Source organism: Streptomyces sp. NPDC088350 (assembly GCF_044753545.1).
GTDB lineage: Bacteria > Actinomycetota > Actinomycetes > Streptomycetales > Streptomycetaceae > Streptomyces.
The window spans coordinates 209999-227313 of sequence record NZ_JBIVNL010000015.1 but is presented as its reverse complement, the minus strand read 5'-3'; the positions used below and the strand labels follow the sequence as shown (position 1 = coordinate 227313).

Here is a 17315-nt window from a genome sequence, read left to right as displayed (position 1 = left end):
TGCGTTTCCCACTCCCGCCGGACTCCTGCCTACTCCCCGCCGGGCTCCCGCTTGAGCCCGAGCACCTCGGCCGCCGCGAACGTCTCGCCGCCCGGCCGCCGCGCGTAGTGCGGAGTGAGTACGGCGTCCAGCTCGTCGTAGCTGAAGGTGTCCTGCTTGCTGTCGAACTTGGCCTGGACGTGCGGGCGTTCGACGATCGCGACCATGCCGCCGTGGACGACGAGCAGCTGTCCGTTGATCCGTTCGGCGGCGGGTGAGGCCAAGTAGCCGACGAGCGGGGCGACATGCTCGGGGGCGAGCGGGTCGAGGCCGTCGTCGGGCTCCTGGAAACCGGCGAAGACGTCCTCGGTCATCCGGGTGCGGGCGCGCGGGCAGATGGCGTTCGCGGTCACGCCGTACTTGGCGAGGGCGAGGGCCGTGGAGGTGGTCAGGCCGACGATTCCGCCTTTCGCCGCCGCGTAGTTGGGCTGCCCGGCCGAGCCCGCGAGGTACGCCTCGGACGAGGTGTTCACGATCCGCCCGTACACCGGCGCGCCGGTCGCCTTGGACCGCTCGCGCCAGTGCCTGGCCGCGAAGTGGGTCGTGTTGAAGTGGCCCTTGAGGTGGACGCGGATCACCGCGTCCCACTCCCCCTCCGTCATGGAGAAGACCATGCGGTCGCGCAGGATGCCCGCGTTGTTGACGAGGATGTCGAGCCTGCCGAACTGCTCGATCGCCAACTCGACCAGTTCACCGGCCTGTTGGAAGTCGGCCACGTCCCCGGTGTGGGCGACGGCCCGGCCGCCCGCCTCGCGGATGTCGGCGGCGACCTGTTCGGCGGGGCCCGCGGAGGCCTCGCCCGAGCCGTCCCGGCCCGGCTGCCCGTAGTCGTTGACGACGACGGCCGCGCCGAGCCGGGCGAGTTCCAGCGCCTCGGCCCGGCCCAGGCCGCGGCCGGCGCCGGTGACGATCGCGGCAAGTCCCTCAAGTGGCGACGACATCAAGGTCCTTTCGGTGGAAGAGGGGCCTTCAGATCTCGATGCACGTACGCAGGGCCGTCCCCTGGCGCATCTGGTCCAGGGCCTCGTTGATGTCGGCCAGCGGCACGCGGTGGGTGATCAGGCCCTCCAGGTCGACGCGGCCCGCCCGCCACAGGGCGATCGTGCGCTCGTAGGAACGCAGGACGTCTCCGCCGCCGTACATCGAGGGCAGGATGCGCTTCTCGTCGAAGAACAGCTCGAACATGCTGAGTTGGAGGTAGTCGTCCAGGGCGCCCGCGCCGACGACGACGAGGGTGCCGCCGCGGCGGGTGTTCTCGTAGGCGGTGCGGGCGGTGGCGGAGCGGCCGACGACCTCGAAGACGTAGTCGAAGCCCTCGCCGCCGGTCACCTCCTGCTTGGCGGCGGGCAGCTCGTCCGGTGAGATCGCCCTGGTGGCACCGAACGTGAGGGCGGACTCGCGGCGGGAGGCGACCGGGTCGACGGCGACGATCTCGGCGGCGCCCTTGAGGCGGGCACCCTGGATCGCGGAGATGCCGACGCCCCCGCAGCCGATCACGGCGACCGACGAACCGGCTTCCACGTCGGCGGTGTTGAGGGCGGCGCCGAGTCCGGTGGTGACCCCGCAGCCGATGAGGGCGGCGATGTCGAAGGGCACGTCGTCGGGGATCGGTACCGCGCAGCCCGCGTCGACGACGACCTCCTCGGCGAAGGTGCCGGTGCCGGCGAAGCCGAAGACATCGCCGCTCGGGCGCTTGAAGTTGGGGGTGCCCGCGTTCATGAAGCCGGCCAGGCACAGCTGGGTCTGGCCGCGCTTGCAGGCGGGACACGCGCCACAGGCCGGCAGCCAGCAGACGACGACCCGGTCGCCGGGCTTCAAGTGGCTCACGCCCTCGCCGACTTCGAGGATCTCACCCGCGCCCTCGTGGCCGGGCACGAACGGCGCCGGCTGTGGCAGTACACCGGCCATCGCGGACAGGTCCGAGTGGCACAGCCCCGTGGCGCGCACCCGGATCCTGACCCGGCCGGGTCCGAAGCCCGTCGTCTCGACGTCGTCGAGGACTTCCAGTTTGTCCTGGCCTATCTCGTGCAGTACGGCTGCGCGCATGGGGCGCTCCCCTCAAGTCCGGCCTGGTGCAGGTGTGTTCAGCGGTCCGGGATGTTCGGCGGTCAGGAGTGTTCGACGATCGTGTCCGCGAGGACGGGTGCGTCGTCCCGTTCCACGGCGCTCACCGCGACCCGCACCTCGGCGCCGCCCCGCCGCCACATGCGGATGCGCAGCGTCTCGCCGGGGAAGACGACTCCGGCGAACCGTGTGTCGTAGGCGCGGACCCGGGTCACATCGCCGCCGAGCAGGGTGTCGACGACCGCCTTGAGCGTCATGCCGTAGGTGCACAGCCCGTGCAGGATGGGCCGGTCGAACCCGGCGAGCTTGGCGAACTCGGGGTCGGCGTGCAGCGGGTTCCAGTCGCCGGAGAGTCGGTAGAGGAGGGCCTGGTCCTCGCGGACGGCACGCTCAACCACCTTGTCGGGCTCACCTGTTGGGGGTTCGGGGCGGGTGGAGGGGCCGCGGTCGCCGCCCCAGCCGCCCTCTCCCCGTACGAAGATCTGCGCGTCGTTGGTCCACAACGGGCCGTCGGCGTCGGCGACTTCGGTGCGCATGACGAGGACGGCCGCCTTGCCCTTGTCGTAGACGGCGGCGATATTGCCGGTGGTGGTCGCGGTGCCCTGGGCCGGGATGGGGCGGTGCAGGCGCAGGGACTGGCCGCCGTGCAGGACGCGGGCGAGGTCGACCTCGATGCCGGGCATGGACAGGCCGCTGATCACGCCGGGTGAGCCGTTGCCCGCGACGGTGGCGAAGCTCGGCAGGACGTGCAGCCGGGACTCCAGGGTGTAGCGCAGCTCGTCGGGGTCGGTCGCGGGGGTGCCCGCGCCGAGGCCGAGGTGGTAGAGCTGGACGTCCTTGGTGTTCCAGGAGATCTCGCCGGTCCGGGGTTCGGCCGCGAGGGCCAGGGCTGCGTCGATGGGCATGGGGCTCCTGATCGCCGGTGGTCGAAGACCTCGGTGCGGCCGTCCGCACCGTCGGCCGCACCGAGGTCGTCACGGGCCGACCTAGAACGCGTTCCAGTCCGGCGACCCTTGTATAGCCGAGCGCCCGGCAGTTGTGAAGGCTCCTGACACTGTGTCAGGTCGGCGTGCCGCCGCCGAGGACCGGTGACATTTGTCCTGCCCGAGTCCGTACATGCGCATCTGCCGGACGGGGGGCGCGGATCCGTAGCGTCGTAGCCATGACACAGACAGGTAGGGCGGCGGGTGGGACGGCGAGTGGGACGTCCGGCCGGACAGAGCGTGCCGGGTCGCGTGCCGTGTCCTTCGCGGGGGCGGTCAAGACCTTCGGCGCGGTGCGGGCCGTGGACGGGGTGGACCTGGAGATCGGGCGCGGGGAGACGGTCGCGCTGCTCGGCCGCAACGGCGCGGGCAAGTCGACGGCGATCTCGCTGCTGCTCGGGCTGAACACGCCCGACGCCGGCACGGTCGAACTGTTCGGCGGGGCACCCGAGTCGGCCGTACGCGACGGCCTGGTCGGAGCGATGTTGCAGGAGGCGCGGGCGGTGCCCCGGGTCACCGTCGGCGAGCTGGTCGCCTTCGTCGCCCGGCGCTATCCGGCGCCGATGCCCGTCGCGCGGGCGCTGGAGCTGGCCGGTATCGGTGAGCTGGCCGGGCGGCGGGTGGACCGGCTGTCGGGCGGGCAGACACAGCGGGTGCGGTTCGCCGTGGCGATGGCGGGGAACCCGTCGCTGATCGTCCTCGACGAGCCGACCGCCGCCCTGGACGTGGAGGCGCGGCACGCGTTCTGGCAGTCGATGCGGGCGTACGCGCGGCGCGGTCGCACCGTCCTGTTCTCCACCCACTACCTGGAGGAGGCCGACGCGCACGCCGACCGCATCGTCGTCATCGACCGCGGCCGGATCGTCGCCGACGGCACCGGCGAGCAGCTCAAGCGGGCGGCCGGCGGCAGCCTCGTCTCCTTCAACCTGGCGGGCCGCGCCACCGAGGGCCTGGACCGGCTGCCCGGCGTACGCACCCTCGAAGTGCGCGGCGACCGCGCCCTGTTGCGCACCGACGACTCGGACGCGACCGTACGCGCACTGGCGGACCTGGACGCGATCCGCGGCCTGGAGGTCACGCCGGCGTCCCTCGACGACGCGTTCCTCGCCCTGACGGCGCACGAGTTGGAGGCGGTGTGATGCGCGACCGTCCGCGGCCCGCAGCGCGCCGGACCACACGCGACCCCGGCTCGGTGACCGGCGGCACGGCCACGGTCCGCCGCCTCGAAGCCACCCCGGCACCCCCGGCACCCCGGCACCCCGGCACCCCTGAAGGAGACGGAGACCGTCCGATGATCGACTACCTGCGCCTCGAAGTACGCCGGACCCTGCGCGACATCGGCTTCGTGATCGGCGGGATCGCGATGCCGGTGATGATGTATCTGCTGTTCACCAATCTCGGCGGTGACGACAGCGGCTACAGGGCCACGGCGATGGTCGGTATGGCCGCCTACGGCGCGGTCGGCTCCGCGCTCAACACCGGTGGCGGGGTCGCCGAGGACCGGGCGATCGGCTGGCTGCGGCAACTGCGCGTGACGCCGATGACCCCGCGCCAGGTCGTCCTCGGCCGGGCGCTGACCGGCTCGGTGACCGTACTGCCCGCGATCGTCGCGGTGCTCGCGGCGGGCGGTCTCGTCAACGGCGTACGGCTGGCCGCCTGGCAGTGGGCGCTGATCGCGCTGCTGCTGTGGCTCGGCTCGATCCCCTTCACCCTGCTCGGCCTCGCCAACGGCTACGGGCTCACCTCCCAGACCACCGGCGTCGCGAACATGGCCTGCAACCTGGGGCTCGCGGTGATCGGCGGGCTGTGGTTCCCGATCAGCCTGTTCCCGGGCTGGCTGCGCGCGATCTCCGCCTACACCCCGACCAACCGCTTCGCCGAACTCGGCACGTCCGTCGCCGCCGGGCACGCCCCCGCACTCGGCGCCCTCGCGGTGCTGACGGCCTGGCTGCTCGCGTTCGGTTCGTACGCTGTGCTGGCGTACCGCCGGACCGGGCGGACCGTGTGACCGGGGAAGCGAGCGAGATGTCCTGGATGCGAGGGATCACCTGCCAGGTACGCGCCTGGCGGGCGGCACGGGCCCGGTGGCGGGCCGACATGGCGGAGTTCAAGGTCGCGCAGAAGGAGGCGCGCCGCAAGGGCGAGTGGCCGGAGAACCCGGGCCCGCCGCCGACCGGCTTCTCCCTGCTGCCGTGGCTGCTGATGGGACTGGGTTCCTTCTCCAACCTCCTCCAGGGCAAGACCCCCAACCCCTGGATCGGTGGCCTGGGCCTGCTGGCCTTCAACTCCCTCTACATCTACGTCGTGTTCCGCTCGTTCGTGAAGGAGAAGCGCACGGCGGTCTCGACCCTGGTGGCACTGGGCCTGATGGGCGCGGTCACCTGCGGACTCGCCCTCGGCTACGGCGGCAGCTGGCTGTACTTCTTCCCGCTGCTCGGCCTCGCCACGGGCGCCGTCGTGCGGGGCCCGCGGCTCGGCCAGGTCGGCCTCGCCCTGACGGCACTCTCCGCGGCGGTCTCCGTGTACCGGGCGGGCTGGGACGCGCTCAACGTCGCCTACGGCACGTTCCTGTCGACGATGGTGACCGCCGCGATCCTCTCCCTCTCCGAGGCCGTGCGCGAACTGCGCGCCGCCCGCGAGGAGTTGGCCCGCCGAGCCGTCGCGGAGGAACGCATGCGCTTCTCCCGCGACCTGCACGACCTGCTCGGCCACACCCTCTCGGTGATCGTGGTGAAGTCGGAGGCGGCCCGGCGCCTCGCACCCCGTGACATGGAGGCCGCACTCGGCCAGATCACCGACATCGAGGCCGTCGGCCGGCAGGCGCTCACCGAGATCCGCGAGGCCGTCACCGGCTACCGCGAGGGCAGCCTCGCCACCGAACTGGACCGCGCCCGCTCCGCCCTGTCCGCCGCCGACATCGACCCGCTGGTCCGCCGGTCGGGCCCGCCCCTGACCCCGCAGAACGAGGCCCTGCTGGGCTGGGTGGTCCGCGAGGCGGTGACCAACGTCGTACGGCACAGCGGCGCGACCCACTGCGAGATCACCTTCGACGGCGTCCTGGACCGCGTCCGCCTGACCGTGGCGGACGACGGCCCCGGGGACGGAGGAGCGGCGGCGACCGGCCCCGCAGAGGGCATCGGCGGCACCGGCCTGAAGGGCCTGACCGAACGCCTCGCGGCGGCGGGCGGCTCCCTACGGGCCGGCCCGTCGCCACGCGGCGGCTTCACAGTCACCGCCGAACTCCCGGTGGAGCAGGCGGACTTGCCCCCTTCCGAGACTTCAGAGATGGCTACGGCTCCGGCTACGGCGCCCAGGGAGCCGTGACCACCCAACTCACGTCGTCCGTCCACGAGGTGGCACTGTCGAAGGCGTTGGAACCTCCGTCGCTCGCGATGTAGACGTTGCAGTCGTAGTGCCGGAGATATCTGGTCGGGTAGTTGTACGACGCGAACGACGTGCCCGTGCCGCTCTTGCCGGTCGAGGCGCAGAACGTGGCGTCCTGTCTGAACTGCGCGGTCCCGGCCATGGGTTGGCGGTAGAGCTGGTAGTTGTAGTGGCGGAGGAAGTCGCCGGGGTAGTTCCGTGACTCGAAGGAGTAGCAGGAGCTGTCGGCGAGGCCCTTGCGGACGATCCAGGTGGCGTCGCCCTTGTCGAGCGCCGTGCTGCTCGACGTGATGGCCGAGAGGACCGCCGCGTTGTTCTGGTGGCGGATGTAGTCGCCGGTGCAGCACGAGGTGGTCGCGCGCAGCGATATCTCCGACCCGGCCGCCAGCGTGCCGGTCGTGCCGGTGGTGCCGCCGTAGCCGACGGACACGATGTCGGCCTGTACGGAGTCGTCGGCGGTGTCCGTCGGGATGCCCGCGGTCATGACGCCCTCGAAGAACGAGCCGATGGAGCCGTTGCTGTTGTCCCCGCCGGTGCCGAGGACGATCGCGCCCTCCTGGTGCATGGGCGAGTAACCACTGGTGGTGGGTTCACCCCCGGAATAGGTGGTCGTGAGACTCCCCGACTGCGCGTTTCCGTATTTCAGCGCGAAATGGTCCTGACCGTTGTTTTTCAGCAAAGCGGTGACGAACGGCATCGCTCCAGTACCGGTGTTCGCCGTGTTCTTGCTGTACCCGGAGTCCGACTGGAACAGCCCGTTCTCCAGGTCGGCCTGCACCCAGGGACCGCCGCCGTAGCAGGGCGAGAACCAGCACTCGGTACCGAAGTTGATCGCGTCCATGTGACCGTTGCCGGTGTCCGTGTTGTTGGTCTCGGCGTTGCCGTAGTCGAAGCAGCAGCTGCCGTTGACGTGGGTGCCCGAGGTCACCATGTACATCCCCTCGGCGGCGCCGTTCGTGGCCACGCCCGAGGTGGAGTTGTCGCGGTAGCCCATGCCGGCCGAGATCTCCAGGCCGTACACCTGGTGCCCGCCGACGGTCACCGGCAGCGCGTCCGCGGGCGCCCCGACATCGGCCGCGCCGGCACCGCCCGCGCCCTCGATCGTGAGGTCGTTGTGGCGCGCCGACTGGTCGTAGATCTTGGTGATGACGCACGTCGTACCGGAACAGAACGAGTCCTGCGCCGCCGCGTTGGCGTATCCCCCGGCCGCCAGCAGGCCGATGTTCGCGGTGGCGCTGTCGGAGGCGCGCCGCACCTGGTACAGCGAGCCGTTGTACGACGAGTAGAGCGCCCGGACGAGACTGTGCGCGGCGACGCAGGGCGTCCCGGCGGTGGCGTAGATGTCGCACGGGAGCGAGGTGGCGGCCGACGCCTGCGGAACGCCGACGGCCAGGGCGACGACGGTCACGAGCGCGGAGAGCGCGGCCAGGGTGGCGTTTCTCAGCCGGCGCGGCCGGGTGCGGAGGAACCTCAAGAACACGGTGCACCTCTTTTTCTGGTCCTGGTGGGGCGATGCGGGTGGGGCGGTGCGGGTGGCCGGCATCCGAAGGAGCGAACTGGTCGATATGCCGGACGCCGTTCGATCGAAATGCCGAACCCATTCGCGATCGAAATGTCGAACTGTCGAAAGTTTTCCGAAAACTGCTCTGCTCCGGAAATTCCAGGGTGCCGGCGGAATGCCGAGGCGATTGTTTGCCCGCAGCCGGAGACCGTCAAGACTCGCGGACGCGAACAATGAAGAGTTTTTGACGACCGCCCCGGGCCTTACCCTTGCCCCGTGGATGAGATGCCCCGGGACCACCGGCCCGCCAAGTCCGTCAGAGTGCTGCTCGCCGAGGACCAGGGCATGATGCGCGGCGCCCTCGCCCTGCTGCTCGGCATGGAACCGGATCTGGAGGTCGTCGCCCAGGTCGGGACGGGTGACACGATCGTGGACGCCGCCCTGATCCACCGCCCCGACGTCGCCCTCCTCGACATCGAACTCCCCGGCATGAGCGGCCTGGACGCCGCCGCCGAACTCCGCGAACAGGCCCCGGACTGCCGGGTGTTGATCCTCACCACCTTCGGCCGCCCCGGTTATCTGCGCCGGGCGATGGAGGCGGGCGCGGCGGGCTTCCTGGTGAAGGACGGCCCCGTGGAGGACCTGGCCGCCGCGATCCGCCGTGTCCTCACCGGCGAGACGGTCATCGACCCGGCGCTGGCCGCCGCCGCGTTGAGCGCGGGCCCGAACCCCCTGACCGCCCGCGAGTGCGACGTCCTCAACGCCTCGGTGGACGGCGCGACGGTCTCCGACATCGCCACGAAGCTCCACCTCTCCGAGTCGACCGTCCGCAACTACCTCTCCTCGGCGATCGGCAAGACGGGCACCCGCAACCGCATGGAGGCGATGCGGGAGGCCCGGCAGCAGGGGTGGCTGTAGCGCGCCCGGCCCTACGCTTTCGGGGCTCGGCGGAACAGCGCCGTCCAGAGGAAGTCCTCCCCGAAGCACGGTGATTCGGCCGGTTCGTCACGCATCCGGCGCAGCTCGACCTCCTCCAGGTCCCCGAAAATCCACCGCAACTCCTCGGCCGTGTAGGCCAGTCCACCCTGCAGACCGGAGCCGCCGTAGAGCTCGGCGTCGGGCAACTCCGAGCCCATCCCGCCCGCCGCGAAACAGGTGAGCGCGAAGTGACCGCCGGGGGCGAGGACTTGGTCCAGCAGGGCGAAGTAGCTGATGCGCCGGTGCGGGGGCAGGTGGTGGAAGCAGCCGGAGTCGTAGACGAGGTCGTAGGGGCCGGGGAGTTCGGTGGCGGTCAGGGCGAATACGTCACCGCAGTGAAAGCGGACCTGGGGGCCCTCCCCCTCCCCTCCCCCCACCCCCCTCTCCCGTGCCCGCTCCTCCGCCCACGCGACAGCGGCCGGCGACAGATCCACCCCGTCCACCTCAAAGCCCCGCGCGGCCAGTTGAAGAGCGTTGCGCCCCGGACCACACCCCAGATCCCGGGCACGGCCACCCCCGGGTATCAGCCCCCGGTCGAGACACCCGACCAGACTCTCGTCCGGCTTCGCCACGAAGAACGGCACCGCCCTGTCCCGATCGGCATAGAACCTGTCCCACCAGGAGGCACCCCGAGAACTCCAACGATCGGCCTCCGGCGCGAACATCCCGTCCAGAAGCCGAAGCACGTCGTCGACCGTGCGGATGTCACGTCCGTGCCGGTTCCAGTCCATCTGGTCCCCCTCTCCGAAGAGTCGACCGTAGGAGCGGACGGACCGAAGGCCCAGGTCAGCATGGATCCGTGATGTCCTCGCACATGCCGCCAACATCCTTGTACGAGGCGGAAGTCGATACCGGAAGCCCGCCATACCGGAGGCAGGGTGAAACACTGCAGGCACCCCACCCGAAGACCACCAGGACACCAGTCCCGGCCACGCAGACCACACTTTTCGACAATCGAGGCCAGCGTCAGACCGTAGCCCGAGCCGCCGGGGCCGCCCGACCGACGACCACCCGACGACCAGTCCTCAGCCCACAGCCTGGGCCTTGATGAGCGGCACGTCCTGCGGGAACTACCGGAATCCGAGGTCGTCATACTGCCCGTACGCCGATCAGTCCGGTAACGCGGACGTCGTGAAAAAGTTCGCTTACCACCCGAGTCACGTGAAATGGTTCAAGGCCCTTAAGCAGTGGTACGCCCGGACCGTTGCCGCTAAGCGGCTGCCTTCTGTCGAGCCAGCTCCCGCGCTCGCTCGTTCAACTCCCGCACCCTCGGGTTGCTTGCGTACGGCCGGATGCGTCGCCTCATGATCTGGAAGTGTTCGTCAGCGCGGGCCGACGAGAGTTGTTCGTAGTCGTCGAGGAATTCCCCCCACGTGGCACACGCGGCTTCAAGGTGGCCGATCTCAAGTTGCCGTTGCGCGAGTAGGCCGTTCGCATGAGCGTTGCCCTGCTTCTCCACCGAGGGCCGTGCCCGGTTCGATGCCTTCATGGCTTCGATCGATCCGGGAATGTCCCCCAGGGCGTACAGCACACTCGACACGTGGAACTCGTAGGCCGCCCGGTCATAACCGCCCACGGCGTCACGGCGGTTGTCTGCTTGAGAGAGTGCGGCCTCGGTCTCTCGTAGCCGCATGTGGGCTTGGCGCCGGTCGCCCACCAGGGCGGCGCCGTGCGCCTGCTGTCCCCGAAGGAAGGCCTGCAGCCTCGGGCCGGCCTGCGGGGCGGCTTCGGCTGCCGAGTCGGCAAGTTCGAGGGCCTTGTTCGCGTGCTTCAGGTTGGCGGCCTGAAGGGCCATGCCTCGCAGTGTGCGGCAGTAGGTGACTTCGTCGCCGCCCGCTTTGGCCAGGCCGAGGGCCTGGCGATAATACCGCTGTCCCAGCCCGTGGGCCTTCTCGTACATGGCCATCCATCCCGTGAGGTACACAAGATCGGATGCGGCGGCCCGCATGTCGTTCTTGACGTCCTCGGTTCCGTCTGCCCGGAGGTAGGAGGAGACCGAATTGACGATGAAGGCTGCGGCCATCGGGCGGGCGTGCGCGCCGCCCAACTCGTCGAGGATGTCGGCGATCTTGTCCGTCATGCTGCGGACCACCGCCACGTCTCCGGGGCCGATCTTGACGGTTCGGCCTGCGGCCTGGTGCTCCAGCCGGTCCAGTGTCTCGTCGGCCTCGTTGGCCTCGTCGAAGCGCGGTACCGCGAGCGTTGCCGAGTAGAGCGCGGTCGTGAGAACCGCTCGGCGCGATGGGTCCATGTCTGCCCTTCCGGTATCGACCAGACCCTCAATAGAAATCAATGCGTGTTCAGGCGCAACGTCCAATCCGGACACGATCGGTGAAGCCCCAAGTCCCGCTTCCTCGTGGGTGATTGAACGCCCGATGCGTCGCGCGAGAGCTTCGACGACGGCCGGCCGGACAGGTTTCCGGGGCATCGCCCCGTTCAGCCAGTGCTTCACCGCCGACTCGTCGTAGCTGAGCAGTAGACCACGCTCGGCGCCAACGCGGTTGACGTGCAAGGCCAGTTGCTTGTACGTCCACCTGGCTTCTTCGAGAAGGCGGGCAAGACCCTCGTTCGGCTCTCGGTTCGGCACGACACCACTCCCCGCGAAGTCCGATATTCAAGTCGTTCAAGTTCTTGGGCTTCTCCAACGGTACCGCTGAGCGCGCTCGCTTGGTTGCTTAGAGCGACACATCAGCGAGAGGTGAACGGATGCAAGCCGAGCAGCACCAGGAACAGGGAGCGCGGTACGCAGGCCCTGTCGTGATCACAGTCGCGCAGGGTGAATGGCGCGGCTTCGCGCACCACGCCCCCGACTGGTGGCCGAGAAAGTGGACGACGCCGAGTCGTTCTGTGGTCGAGCGGGTTGACCAGGGTCTTCGGAAGTTGCTGGCAGCATGACCGCGCCAGGAACCCGTTTCAACGGCCCCCGTGGTGCTGACGTCCGGGCTTGAACCTGTCGCGGTTGAGGGGTGCGACGTCTGCGGCGCCCTGGTCGTGCAGCGCGAGGCGGCCCGAAAGGTCGCGAACGCGGCGAAGGTCAAGAGCTTGAACGACGAGATCGCGGGTCACCCACACGTGGACGATCCGGAGAACGGAGCGCAGGCGTGACCGCCCCGAGCGTTGTGACGCCCAAGCGGCAACCTCCGAAGGGCCGGGCGGGACGAAGCCCGCTCGCTCCGGCGCGCGCCCCGACTCTCCTGTACATCCTGAACGAGATGGGCAACCTATGCGGCACGTGCGCGGGGTGGCGCCCAATCTGGTGCCCTCACTGTTGCGGCTTCGCGGGGTGCGCCGGTTGCGCCTACCTGAACAAGGTTCCGTGTCCCACGTGCGCGGGTGGCCGTGTGGAGCCGATCAGGTGGTGAATCGGTTCTGGCGAGTCGTACGGCCCTATGGATGGGTCGCCTTCGTCCTGGCGGTGGCCGCTCTCTCCGCATCGGTCATCGCCCTGGCCGCCACCGGCGGCCTTTGAGCCCCCGCCCCGGCAGGTTCGAGAACCCTTGGACAGGTCGCCTGCCGGGGCGGGTTCCACCCCCACAACAAGGAAGGGGTAAGCCCAGTATGACTGTCACGCTCGAAGCCCCGAACGGTACGATCTACCGCGACCCTCGGGAGCTGCTGAACGCGGTTGCTCCGTACGTGACCGAGAAGACGTACAACATCTTCGAGGCCCCCGGAGCGCAGGGAATCGACCTGTGGGAGCGGGAGGTTCGCCTTCTGCTCCGTGACGCCGTGGCGGTGCGCAGCCTCGCGGAACGCGTCCTCGGACAGGCCGTGGCCTACCTGATCACGGCCATGGAGAACCCCGGGGTCGACATCGGACCGGGGTACACGGTCGACATCGGCATCCATCAGATCATTCTTGACTCGCCCGTCTACTTCGCGTTCTGCCAGTTGTACAACGGCGGTGCGTACAAGCATCACGCCCCGCTCGTCGAGCGCCGGCGCGACGGCACGGTCATGCGCACGGCCGACGTGATCGCGCAGCACGGCTTCGAGGTCGACGCCGAGCTGTGGGAGGTCGACGCGGCGGATTGCGGACCGTGCGACGACAAGGTCCCGGACAGCCACTGACCAACCCGATAGGGTGCCCCGCCTCTGCTGCTCACCCGAGGGGCGGGGCACCCGCCCGTTCAACTCACCGTGAAGGAAAGCCCGTTGACCGCAGAGCACAACTTCGACGACGAGCGCGCCGTATGGGACACCTACGCGGCGTCGGCATGGAAGGGCGTCGCCGATTCGGAACCGGTGTTCCGTTGGACGCAGTACAAGGATCACGGACCGGGGTCCGAACTCCTCAGCGAACCGGAAACCGCGCTCGAAATTGGGTGCGGCACCGGTCGCGCACTCGCCTTCCTTGCTCAGGAGGGCGTCAAGGTCCGCGGACTCGACATGTCTCCGGTGATGGTGGCGAAGACGTCCGAGCGGTGGGGGTCACTCGGGGCCGAGTTCGTCTGTGGCGAAGTGCTCGACTTCCTGAAGCGCGATGCTCGTACCTATGACGCCGTGTACTCGATCTTCGGGGCCGTATGGTTCAGCGACCCCAAGAAGCTCTTCCCTCTGGTCCGCCAACGGCTGAACCCTGGGGGCGTCTTCGCCTTCTCGCAACCGCCGGCCATCCCCGGAGCGTATGGCCCGCAAGGCATGTACAAGGGCGGCTTCGCCGGACCGGCAACGTACACCTATCGATACAGCTACACATCCGCAATGTGGAGAAGTCACCTACTCTCGGCGGGCTTCGTCGAAGCCGTCTCGCGCGTCCATGAGGCCCCTGAGCGCGGTCACATCGGAACTTTGATCGTTCGCGCCGTGGCCCCTTAGGGCGCAGCCGATCCTTGTAAAGAGACAGGTAGCCTGCCCGGCACCGGGGACCCCGCCTCGGTGCATCAGTGGAAGGGACGAACCGAGTTGCAGCCCATGGCGAGAGCGAGTGAGCTGTTGGCCGAGCACGAGGTCGAACTGCTGGTCCGTGCGCTCCTGGAATGGGGTGGCCCCGCACACTGCAGCGATCAACTCGCCGTCGGTATGGGGTTCGCCGGTGAGCGGGATTTGCTCGACCAGTGCCAGAGACTCCGGAAGGCGCTGGGCGAAGGCACCCCGCTCGGGGCAGCGGACTGGGCGCGGATACTGCTGGCCACAGAGATCGTCTTCGTCAGTGACCTCGCCGGCTCGGGCGTCGAATGGCAGACCACCACCGGGCGCGACGACGAGACGACGATCAGGACGCTGCGGGTGATTCAGCGGAAGCTGGCCCGGACCGTCAGCCCCTTTTACGGGAAGCGTCCGAGCGAGTAGCCGAGGACAATGTGCTGCCGACCGCTCCCCGGACCTGCCGAAGGAACGGCCGGACAGCTCCTACTCCATCACCTTCACCGAATCGAACTTCGCCCCCTCCGCCCCCACGCACACGAACCAGTTGTCCGGAGAGCCGGCCGCCGGGCGGATCGTCGCCTCGTCGCTGTTGACGTCGGCGCCCGCGGCCACCCTGTGGGCCTCGGTGGACGTGCCGTCCTTCCAGGTGCAGAGGACCGTCTGTGCGGTCTTGGCGACCTGGCCGACCACCAGGCGCTGGGGGCCGTCGGTCTTCTTCGGGTCCAGGGAGGACGCGCCCGACTTGAGGTCCGTGCCCGCCATGGTGTCCTGGGGGGAGGCCGAGTCACCCATCAGGAGAGTCGGGGCTCCGCTCCCGTACGAATGCCGTACGAAGTACGTGATCTTGCCGACCAGTGCGGACGCCTTGTCCTTGTCCCAGGGCTCCTCGCCGCGGTTGGACATGGCGTTCAGCTGGGCCTGGGCCTCGGCCTCGGTGCGGGGGGCACCCCACACGTCGACCGTGACGTACCACGTCTCGCCCTTCTCGGTGCCTGCCCCGAGCATCGTCTCCTGCGGCGCGTACACATGCCGCTCCTCCGGCGTCGACGGCGGGGTCGACTGCCGTGTCACCGCCGGTGACACCTCACCCCCGTCCCCGCCACCCAGCCCGGCCAGCGCGAGGCCGCCCGACGTGCCGACGACCACCAGTGCCGTCGCCGTCGCGAGCGCCCAGCGGCGGGCCCGGCGTCGGCGGCCACCGCGGATCACCGCCTGGTAGGGGGCTATGCCGATCTCGACCTCGTCCGCGGCGTCGGCCAGCAGGAGGGCGATGTCTGTTTCCGTCATGGTGTGGTTCGTCTCCCGGTCCGCGCTCATCACTTCCGCCCTCCCTGCGTCACCATCTCGGCGAGTCCCGGTATGGCGCGGAGTTTCGCGATCCCCTTGGCCGCGTTGCTCTTCACCGTGCCGACCGAACAGCCCATCGCCTGGGCCGTCTGTGTCTCGGTCAGGTCCTCCCAGTACCGCAGCACCACCGCTTCCCGCTGCCTCGCGGGCAGTTGGGCCAGTGCCTTCAGCAGCGCGCTGCGGTCCTCGGCCTGGGCGATGCGGTCACCGGTGTCGGCGACCTCGCGCACCAGGCCCGAGTCGTCCTTGGGCGCCAGGAACTCCTTGAGCCGTCTGCGGTGTTTGCGTGCGTGCGCGTTGATCATCACGCGCCGTACGTACGCCTCCGGATCGTCGGCCAAGCCGACCTTGCGCCAGGCCACGAAGGTCTGTTCCAGCGTCGACTGGACCAGGTCCTCCGCGGCGTGCTGCTCCCCCGTGAGAAGAAATGCCGTCCGCATCAACCGCGGCCAGCGGCCGATGACAAAGCTCTGGAACTCGTCATCGCGAGTCTCCCGAGCCTCCTTGCGATCCCCCATGGGCACCTCCTAGATGTCTAAAGGAGTCCATGAGCCGCCCGGACCGTTGCCTCATCCCGCGGAACTCGTCGAAATTCCCCGGGGCCGCCACGGCAGCCACACCACCATCAGCACCACCCCGCCGAGCAGCACCCCCGCCCCCGTACGGAAGGCCAGCGCGTACCCGTCCGTCAGCGCTTCCGCCAGCGCCTCCGGCACACCGGCGTCGCGCCCCGCCGTACTGATCGAACCGGCCGCGCCGGCCGTCCCGGCCACACCCATCGCGCTCGCCGTACGCGCCGCCGCGATCGTCGACATCACGGCGAGACCCAGCGAACCGCCCATCGTGCGCGAGGTGTTGACCAGCCCGGAGACCAGTCCGGCCTCCCCGGGCGCGGCCCCGGACGTGGCGAGCGCGGCGAGCGGGGTGGCGGTCAGGCCCGCGCCCAGCATCATCAGGATGCCGGGGAACATGATCTCCGTCAGATAGTCCCCCCGCGCGGTCATCAGCGACTGCCAGCCGAAGCCGACCGCCGCGATCAGCGTCCCCAGCACGGCCACGTTGCGCGCGCCGAGCACCGGCATGAAACGGGGGGCCGACTTGGAGCCGACGAGGACGGCCAGGGAGCTCGGCACCAGCGCGAGTCCCGCCTCCAGCGGGGTGTAGCCGAGGACGTTCTGCGCGTACAGGGTCATGAAGAACCACATGCAGAACATCGCGGAGCCGCACAGGAACATCGCCGCGTTCGCCGACGACACCGCCCGTGCCCGGAACAGTCCCAGCGGCATCAGCGGAGCCGCCGTACGTGCCTCGACGACGAGGAAGAGGGCGATCAGCGCGAGTCCGGCGGCCAGGGGCCACAGGGTGGCCGCGGCCGTCCATCCCTTGGCCTCGGTCTGCGAGATGCCGTACGCCAGCACGCCGAGGCCCGCCGTGACCAGGACGGCGCCGGGCAGGTCGAGCCGTCGCCCGTCGCCCGCGCGGCTCTCGGGGAGCCGGCGCAGGGAGCCGAGGAGGACCACCGCGCCGACGGGCACGTTGATCAGCAGCACCCAGCGCCAGGACAGGGTGTCCACCAGCACTCCGCCGACGAGTCCGCCCGCGGCCCCGCCGCCGGCGCCGACCGCCGTCCAGGTGGCGATGGCCCGGGCGCGGGCCGCGCCCTCCGGCACCGCCGAGGTGACGAGCGTCAGCGTCGAGGGCGCCAGCACCGCGGCGCCCAGCCCCTGGACGGCACGGGCGAGGAGCAGTTGCCAGCCGTCCTGGGCGAGCCCGCCGCACAGCGAGGCCAGCGTGAACAGCGCGAGCCCGACGAGGAACATCCGCTTGCGGCCGTAGAGGTCGCCGGCCCGGCCGCCGAGGAGCATGAACCCGGCGAAGGCGATGGCGTACGCGTTGACCACCCATTGCAGCCCGGACGCGCTCATCCCCAGGTCGGCCCGTATCGACGGCAACGCCACGTTGACGACGGAGACGTCGAGCACGACCAGGAACTGCCCGGCGCAGGCGAGCCCGACGACCAGCCAGGCGGGCGGTGCCGAGCCCCGACGGGACGGGCGGGATATTCGGGAGACATCAGCGGCTCGGGGCATGGTCGTCATGCTCTCAACCGGCCCGCGCTCCCCGCATCGGCATTTCGCCCCGGCCGCACC

17 protein-coding genes are annotated in these 17315 nt (G+C 69.9%); 8 read left to right on the top strand and 9 right to left on the bottom strand.

What is annotated here, in order from left to right; all coding sequences use genetic code 11:
* Nucleotides 1-29 precede the first annotated feature (29 nt).
* The 3 genes from ACIQBL_RS41245 to ACIQBL_RS41235 form a co-directional block, all read right to left on the bottom strand.
* The gene (locus ACIQBL_RS41245) at nt 30-980 is read right to left on the bottom strand and encodes a 3-oxoacyl-ACP reductase (protein ID WP_401952148.1); all 951 of its coding nucleotides are present in this window, start codon (nt 978-980) and stop codon (nt 30-32) included.
* A 28-nt stretch (nt 981-1008) separates the two neighbouring features.
* Nucleotides 1009-2085: a Zn-dependent alcohol dehydrogenase gene (locus ACIQBL_RS41240; protein ID WP_401952145.1), complete on the bottom strand. Its 1077-nt coding sequence runs from the start codon at nt 2083-2085 to the stop codon at nt 1009-1011.
* A gap of 62 nt (nt 2086-2147) precedes the next feature.
* On the bottom strand, nt 2148-3008 hold the full coding sequence (locus ACIQBL_RS41235) for a MaoC/PaaZ C-terminal domain-containing protein (protein WP_401952142.1): 861 nt from the start codon (nt 3006-3008) through the stop codon (nt 2148-2150).
* 335 nt (nt 3009-3343) lie between these two features.
* On the opposite strand from ACIQBL_RS41235, the gene ACIQBL_RS41230 reads away from it, so the two are divergent.
* The 3 genes from ACIQBL_RS41230 to ACIQBL_RS41220 all read left to right on the top strand — a co-directional run bounded on the left by ACIQBL_RS41230 (nt 3344) and on the right by ACIQBL_RS41220 (nt 6410).
* Nucleotides 3344-4225, top strand: a complete 882-nt coding sequence (locus ACIQBL_RS41230) for an ABC transporter ATP-binding protein (RefSeq protein WP_401952207.1) — start codon at nt 3344-3346, stop codon at nt 4223-4225.
* 152 nt (nt 4226-4377) lie between these two features.
* Nucleotides 4378-5094, top strand: coding sequence for an ABC transporter permease (locus ACIQBL_RS41225; protein WP_401952204.1), 717 nt, complete (start codon nt 4378-4380; stop codon nt 5092-5094).
* 17 nt (nt 5095-5111) lie between these two features.
* Nucleotides 5112-6410 carry a sensor histidine kinase gene (locus ACIQBL_RS41220; RefSeq protein WP_401952140.1) on the top strand — a complete coding sequence of 433 codons (1299 nt, stop codon included), beginning with the start codon at nt 5112-5114 and terminating at the stop codon, nt 6408-6410.
* On the opposite strand, the gene ACIQBL_RS41215 is transcribed toward ACIQBL_RS41220, so the two are convergent.
* Nucleotides 6388-7950: an alpha-L-arabinofuranosidase B gene (locus tag ACIQBL_RS41215; protein WP_401952137.1), complete on the bottom strand. Its 1563-nt coding sequence runs from the start codon at nt 7948-7950 to the stop codon at nt 6388-6390. The genes ACIQBL_RS41220 and ACIQBL_RS41215 overlap by 23 nt on opposite strands.
* A gap of 306 nt (nt 7951-8256) precedes the next feature.
* Between ACIQBL_RS41215 and ACIQBL_RS41210 the strand changes: the two genes are divergently transcribed.
* Complete coding sequence (locus ACIQBL_RS41210) at nt 8257-8889, top strand: response regulator (RefSeq protein ID WP_401952201.1); 633 nt, start codon at nt 8257-8259, stop codon at nt 8887-8889.
* 11 nt (nt 8890-8900) lie between these two features.
* On the opposite strand, the gene ACIQBL_RS41205 is transcribed toward ACIQBL_RS41210, so the two are convergent.
* A complete protein-coding gene (locus ACIQBL_RS41205; protein WP_401952136.1) occupies nt 8901-9680 on the bottom strand; it encodes a class I SAM-dependent methyltransferase in 780 nt (259 codons plus the stop codon).
* A gap of 479 nt (nt 9681-10159) precedes the next feature.
* Nucleotides 10160-11536, bottom strand: a complete 1377-nt coding sequence (locus ACIQBL_RS41200; RefSeq protein ID WP_401952133.1) for a hypothetical protein — start codon at nt 11534-11536, stop codon at nt 10160-10162.
* Between the two features lie 338 nt (nt 11537-11874).
* Between ACIQBL_RS41200 and ACIQBL_RS41195 the strand changes: the two genes are divergently transcribed.
* From ACIQBL_RS41195 to ACIQBL_RS41180, 4 genes are all read left to right on the top strand, one after another.
* Complete coding sequence (locus tag ACIQBL_RS41195; protein WP_401952131.1) at nt 11875-12054, top strand: hypothetical protein; 180 nt, start codon at nt 11875-11877, stop codon at nt 12052-12054.
* Nucleotides 12055-12507: 453 nt separating this feature from the next.
* Nucleotides 12508-13020, top strand: coding sequence for a hypothetical protein (locus ACIQBL_RS41190; RefSeq protein WP_401952128.1), 513 nt, complete (start codon nt 12508-12510; stop codon nt 13018-13020).
* An 84-nt stretch (nt 13021-13104) separates the two neighbouring features.
* Nucleotides 13105-13767: a class I SAM-dependent methyltransferase gene (locus ACIQBL_RS41185; RefSeq protein WP_401952125.1), complete on the top strand. Its 663-nt coding sequence runs from the start codon at nt 13105-13107 to the stop codon at nt 13765-13767.
* Between the two features lie 96 nt (nt 13768-13863).
* On the top strand, nt 13864-14241 hold the full coding sequence (locus ACIQBL_RS41180) for a hypothetical protein (protein ID WP_401952122.1): 378 nt from the start codon (nt 13864-13866) through the stop codon (nt 14239-14241).
* A gap of 60 nt (nt 14242-14301) precedes the next feature.
* Here the strand turns inward: ACIQBL_RS41180 and ACIQBL_RS41175 are convergent, their stop codons facing one another.
* The 3 genes from ACIQBL_RS41175 to ACIQBL_RS41165 are packed head-to-tail and all read right to left on the bottom strand — an operon-like array spanning nt 14302 to nt 17264.
* Nucleotides 14302-15135: a hypothetical protein gene (locus tag ACIQBL_RS41175; RefSeq protein ID WP_401952119.1), complete on the bottom strand. Its 834-nt coding sequence runs from the start codon at nt 15133-15135 to the stop codon at nt 14302-14304.
* Nucleotides 15135-15683 carry a SigE family RNA polymerase sigma factor gene (locus tag ACIQBL_RS41170; protein WP_401952116.1) on the bottom strand — a complete coding sequence of 183 codons (549 nt, stop codon included), beginning with the start codon at nt 15681-15683 and terminating at the stop codon, nt 15135-15137. Before ACIQBL_RS41170 ends, ACIQBL_RS41175 begins: the two co-directional genes overlap by 1 nt.
* A 51-nt stretch (nt 15684-15734) precedes the next feature.
* Nucleotides 15735-17264, bottom strand: a complete 1530-nt coding sequence (locus tag ACIQBL_RS41165) for an MFS transporter (protein ID WP_401952113.1) — start codon at nt 17262-17264, stop codon at nt 15735-15737.
* Nucleotides 17265-17315: the final 51 nt, after the last annotated feature.

Excerpts from the sequence above, each read along its gene's own strand:
- ACIQBL_RS41225 (WP_401952204.1), top strand. The coding sequence starts at position 4,378 with ATGATCGACTACCTGCGCCTCGAAGTACGCCGGACCCTGCGCGACATC.
- ACIQBL_RS41210 (WP_401952201.1), top strand. The coding sequence starts at position 8,257 with ATGCCCCGGGACCACCGGCCCGCCAAGTCCGTCAGAGTGCTGCTCGCC.
- ACIQBL_RS41245 (WP_401952148.1), bottom strand. The coding sequence starts at position 980 with ATGTCGTCGCCACTTGAGGGACTTGCCGCGATCGTCACCGGCGCCGGC.
- ACIQBL_RS41220 (WP_401952140.1), top strand. The coding sequence starts at position 5,112 with ATGTCCTGGATGCGAGGGATCACCTGCCAGGTACGCGCCTGGCGGGCG.
- ACIQBL_RS41175 (WP_401952119.1), bottom strand. The coding sequence starts at position 15,135 with ATGAGCGCGGACCGGGAGACGAACCACACCATGACGGAAACAGACATC.
- ACIQBL_RS41190 (WP_401952128.1), top strand. The coding sequence starts at position 12,508 with ATGACTGTCACGCTCGAAGCCCCGAACGGTACGATCTACCGCGACCCT.
- ACIQBL_RS41240 (WP_401952145.1), bottom strand. The coding sequence starts at position 2,085 with ATGCGCGCAGCCGTACTGCACGAGATAGGCCAGGACAAACTGGAAGTC.
- ACIQBL_RS41235 (WP_401952142.1), bottom strand. The coding sequence starts at position 3,008 with ATGCCCATCGACGCAGCCCTGGCCCTCGCGGCCGAACCCCGGACCGGC.
- ACIQBL_RS41205 (WP_401952136.1), bottom strand. The coding sequence starts at position 9,680 with ATGGACTGGAACCGGCACGGACGTGACATCCGCACGGTCGACGACGTG.
- ACIQBL_RS41170 (WP_401952116.1), bottom strand. The coding sequence starts at position 15,683 with ATGGGGGATCGCAAGGAGGCTCGGGAGACTCGCGATGACGAGTTCCAG.
- ACIQBL_RS41180 (WP_401952122.1), top strand. The coding sequence starts at position 13,864 with ATGGCGAGAGCGAGTGAGCTGTTGGCCGAGCACGAGGTCGAACTGCTG.
- ACIQBL_RS41165 (WP_401952113.1), bottom strand. The coding sequence starts at position 17,264 with ATGACGACCATGCCCCGAGCCGCTGATGTCTCCCGAATATCCCGCCCG.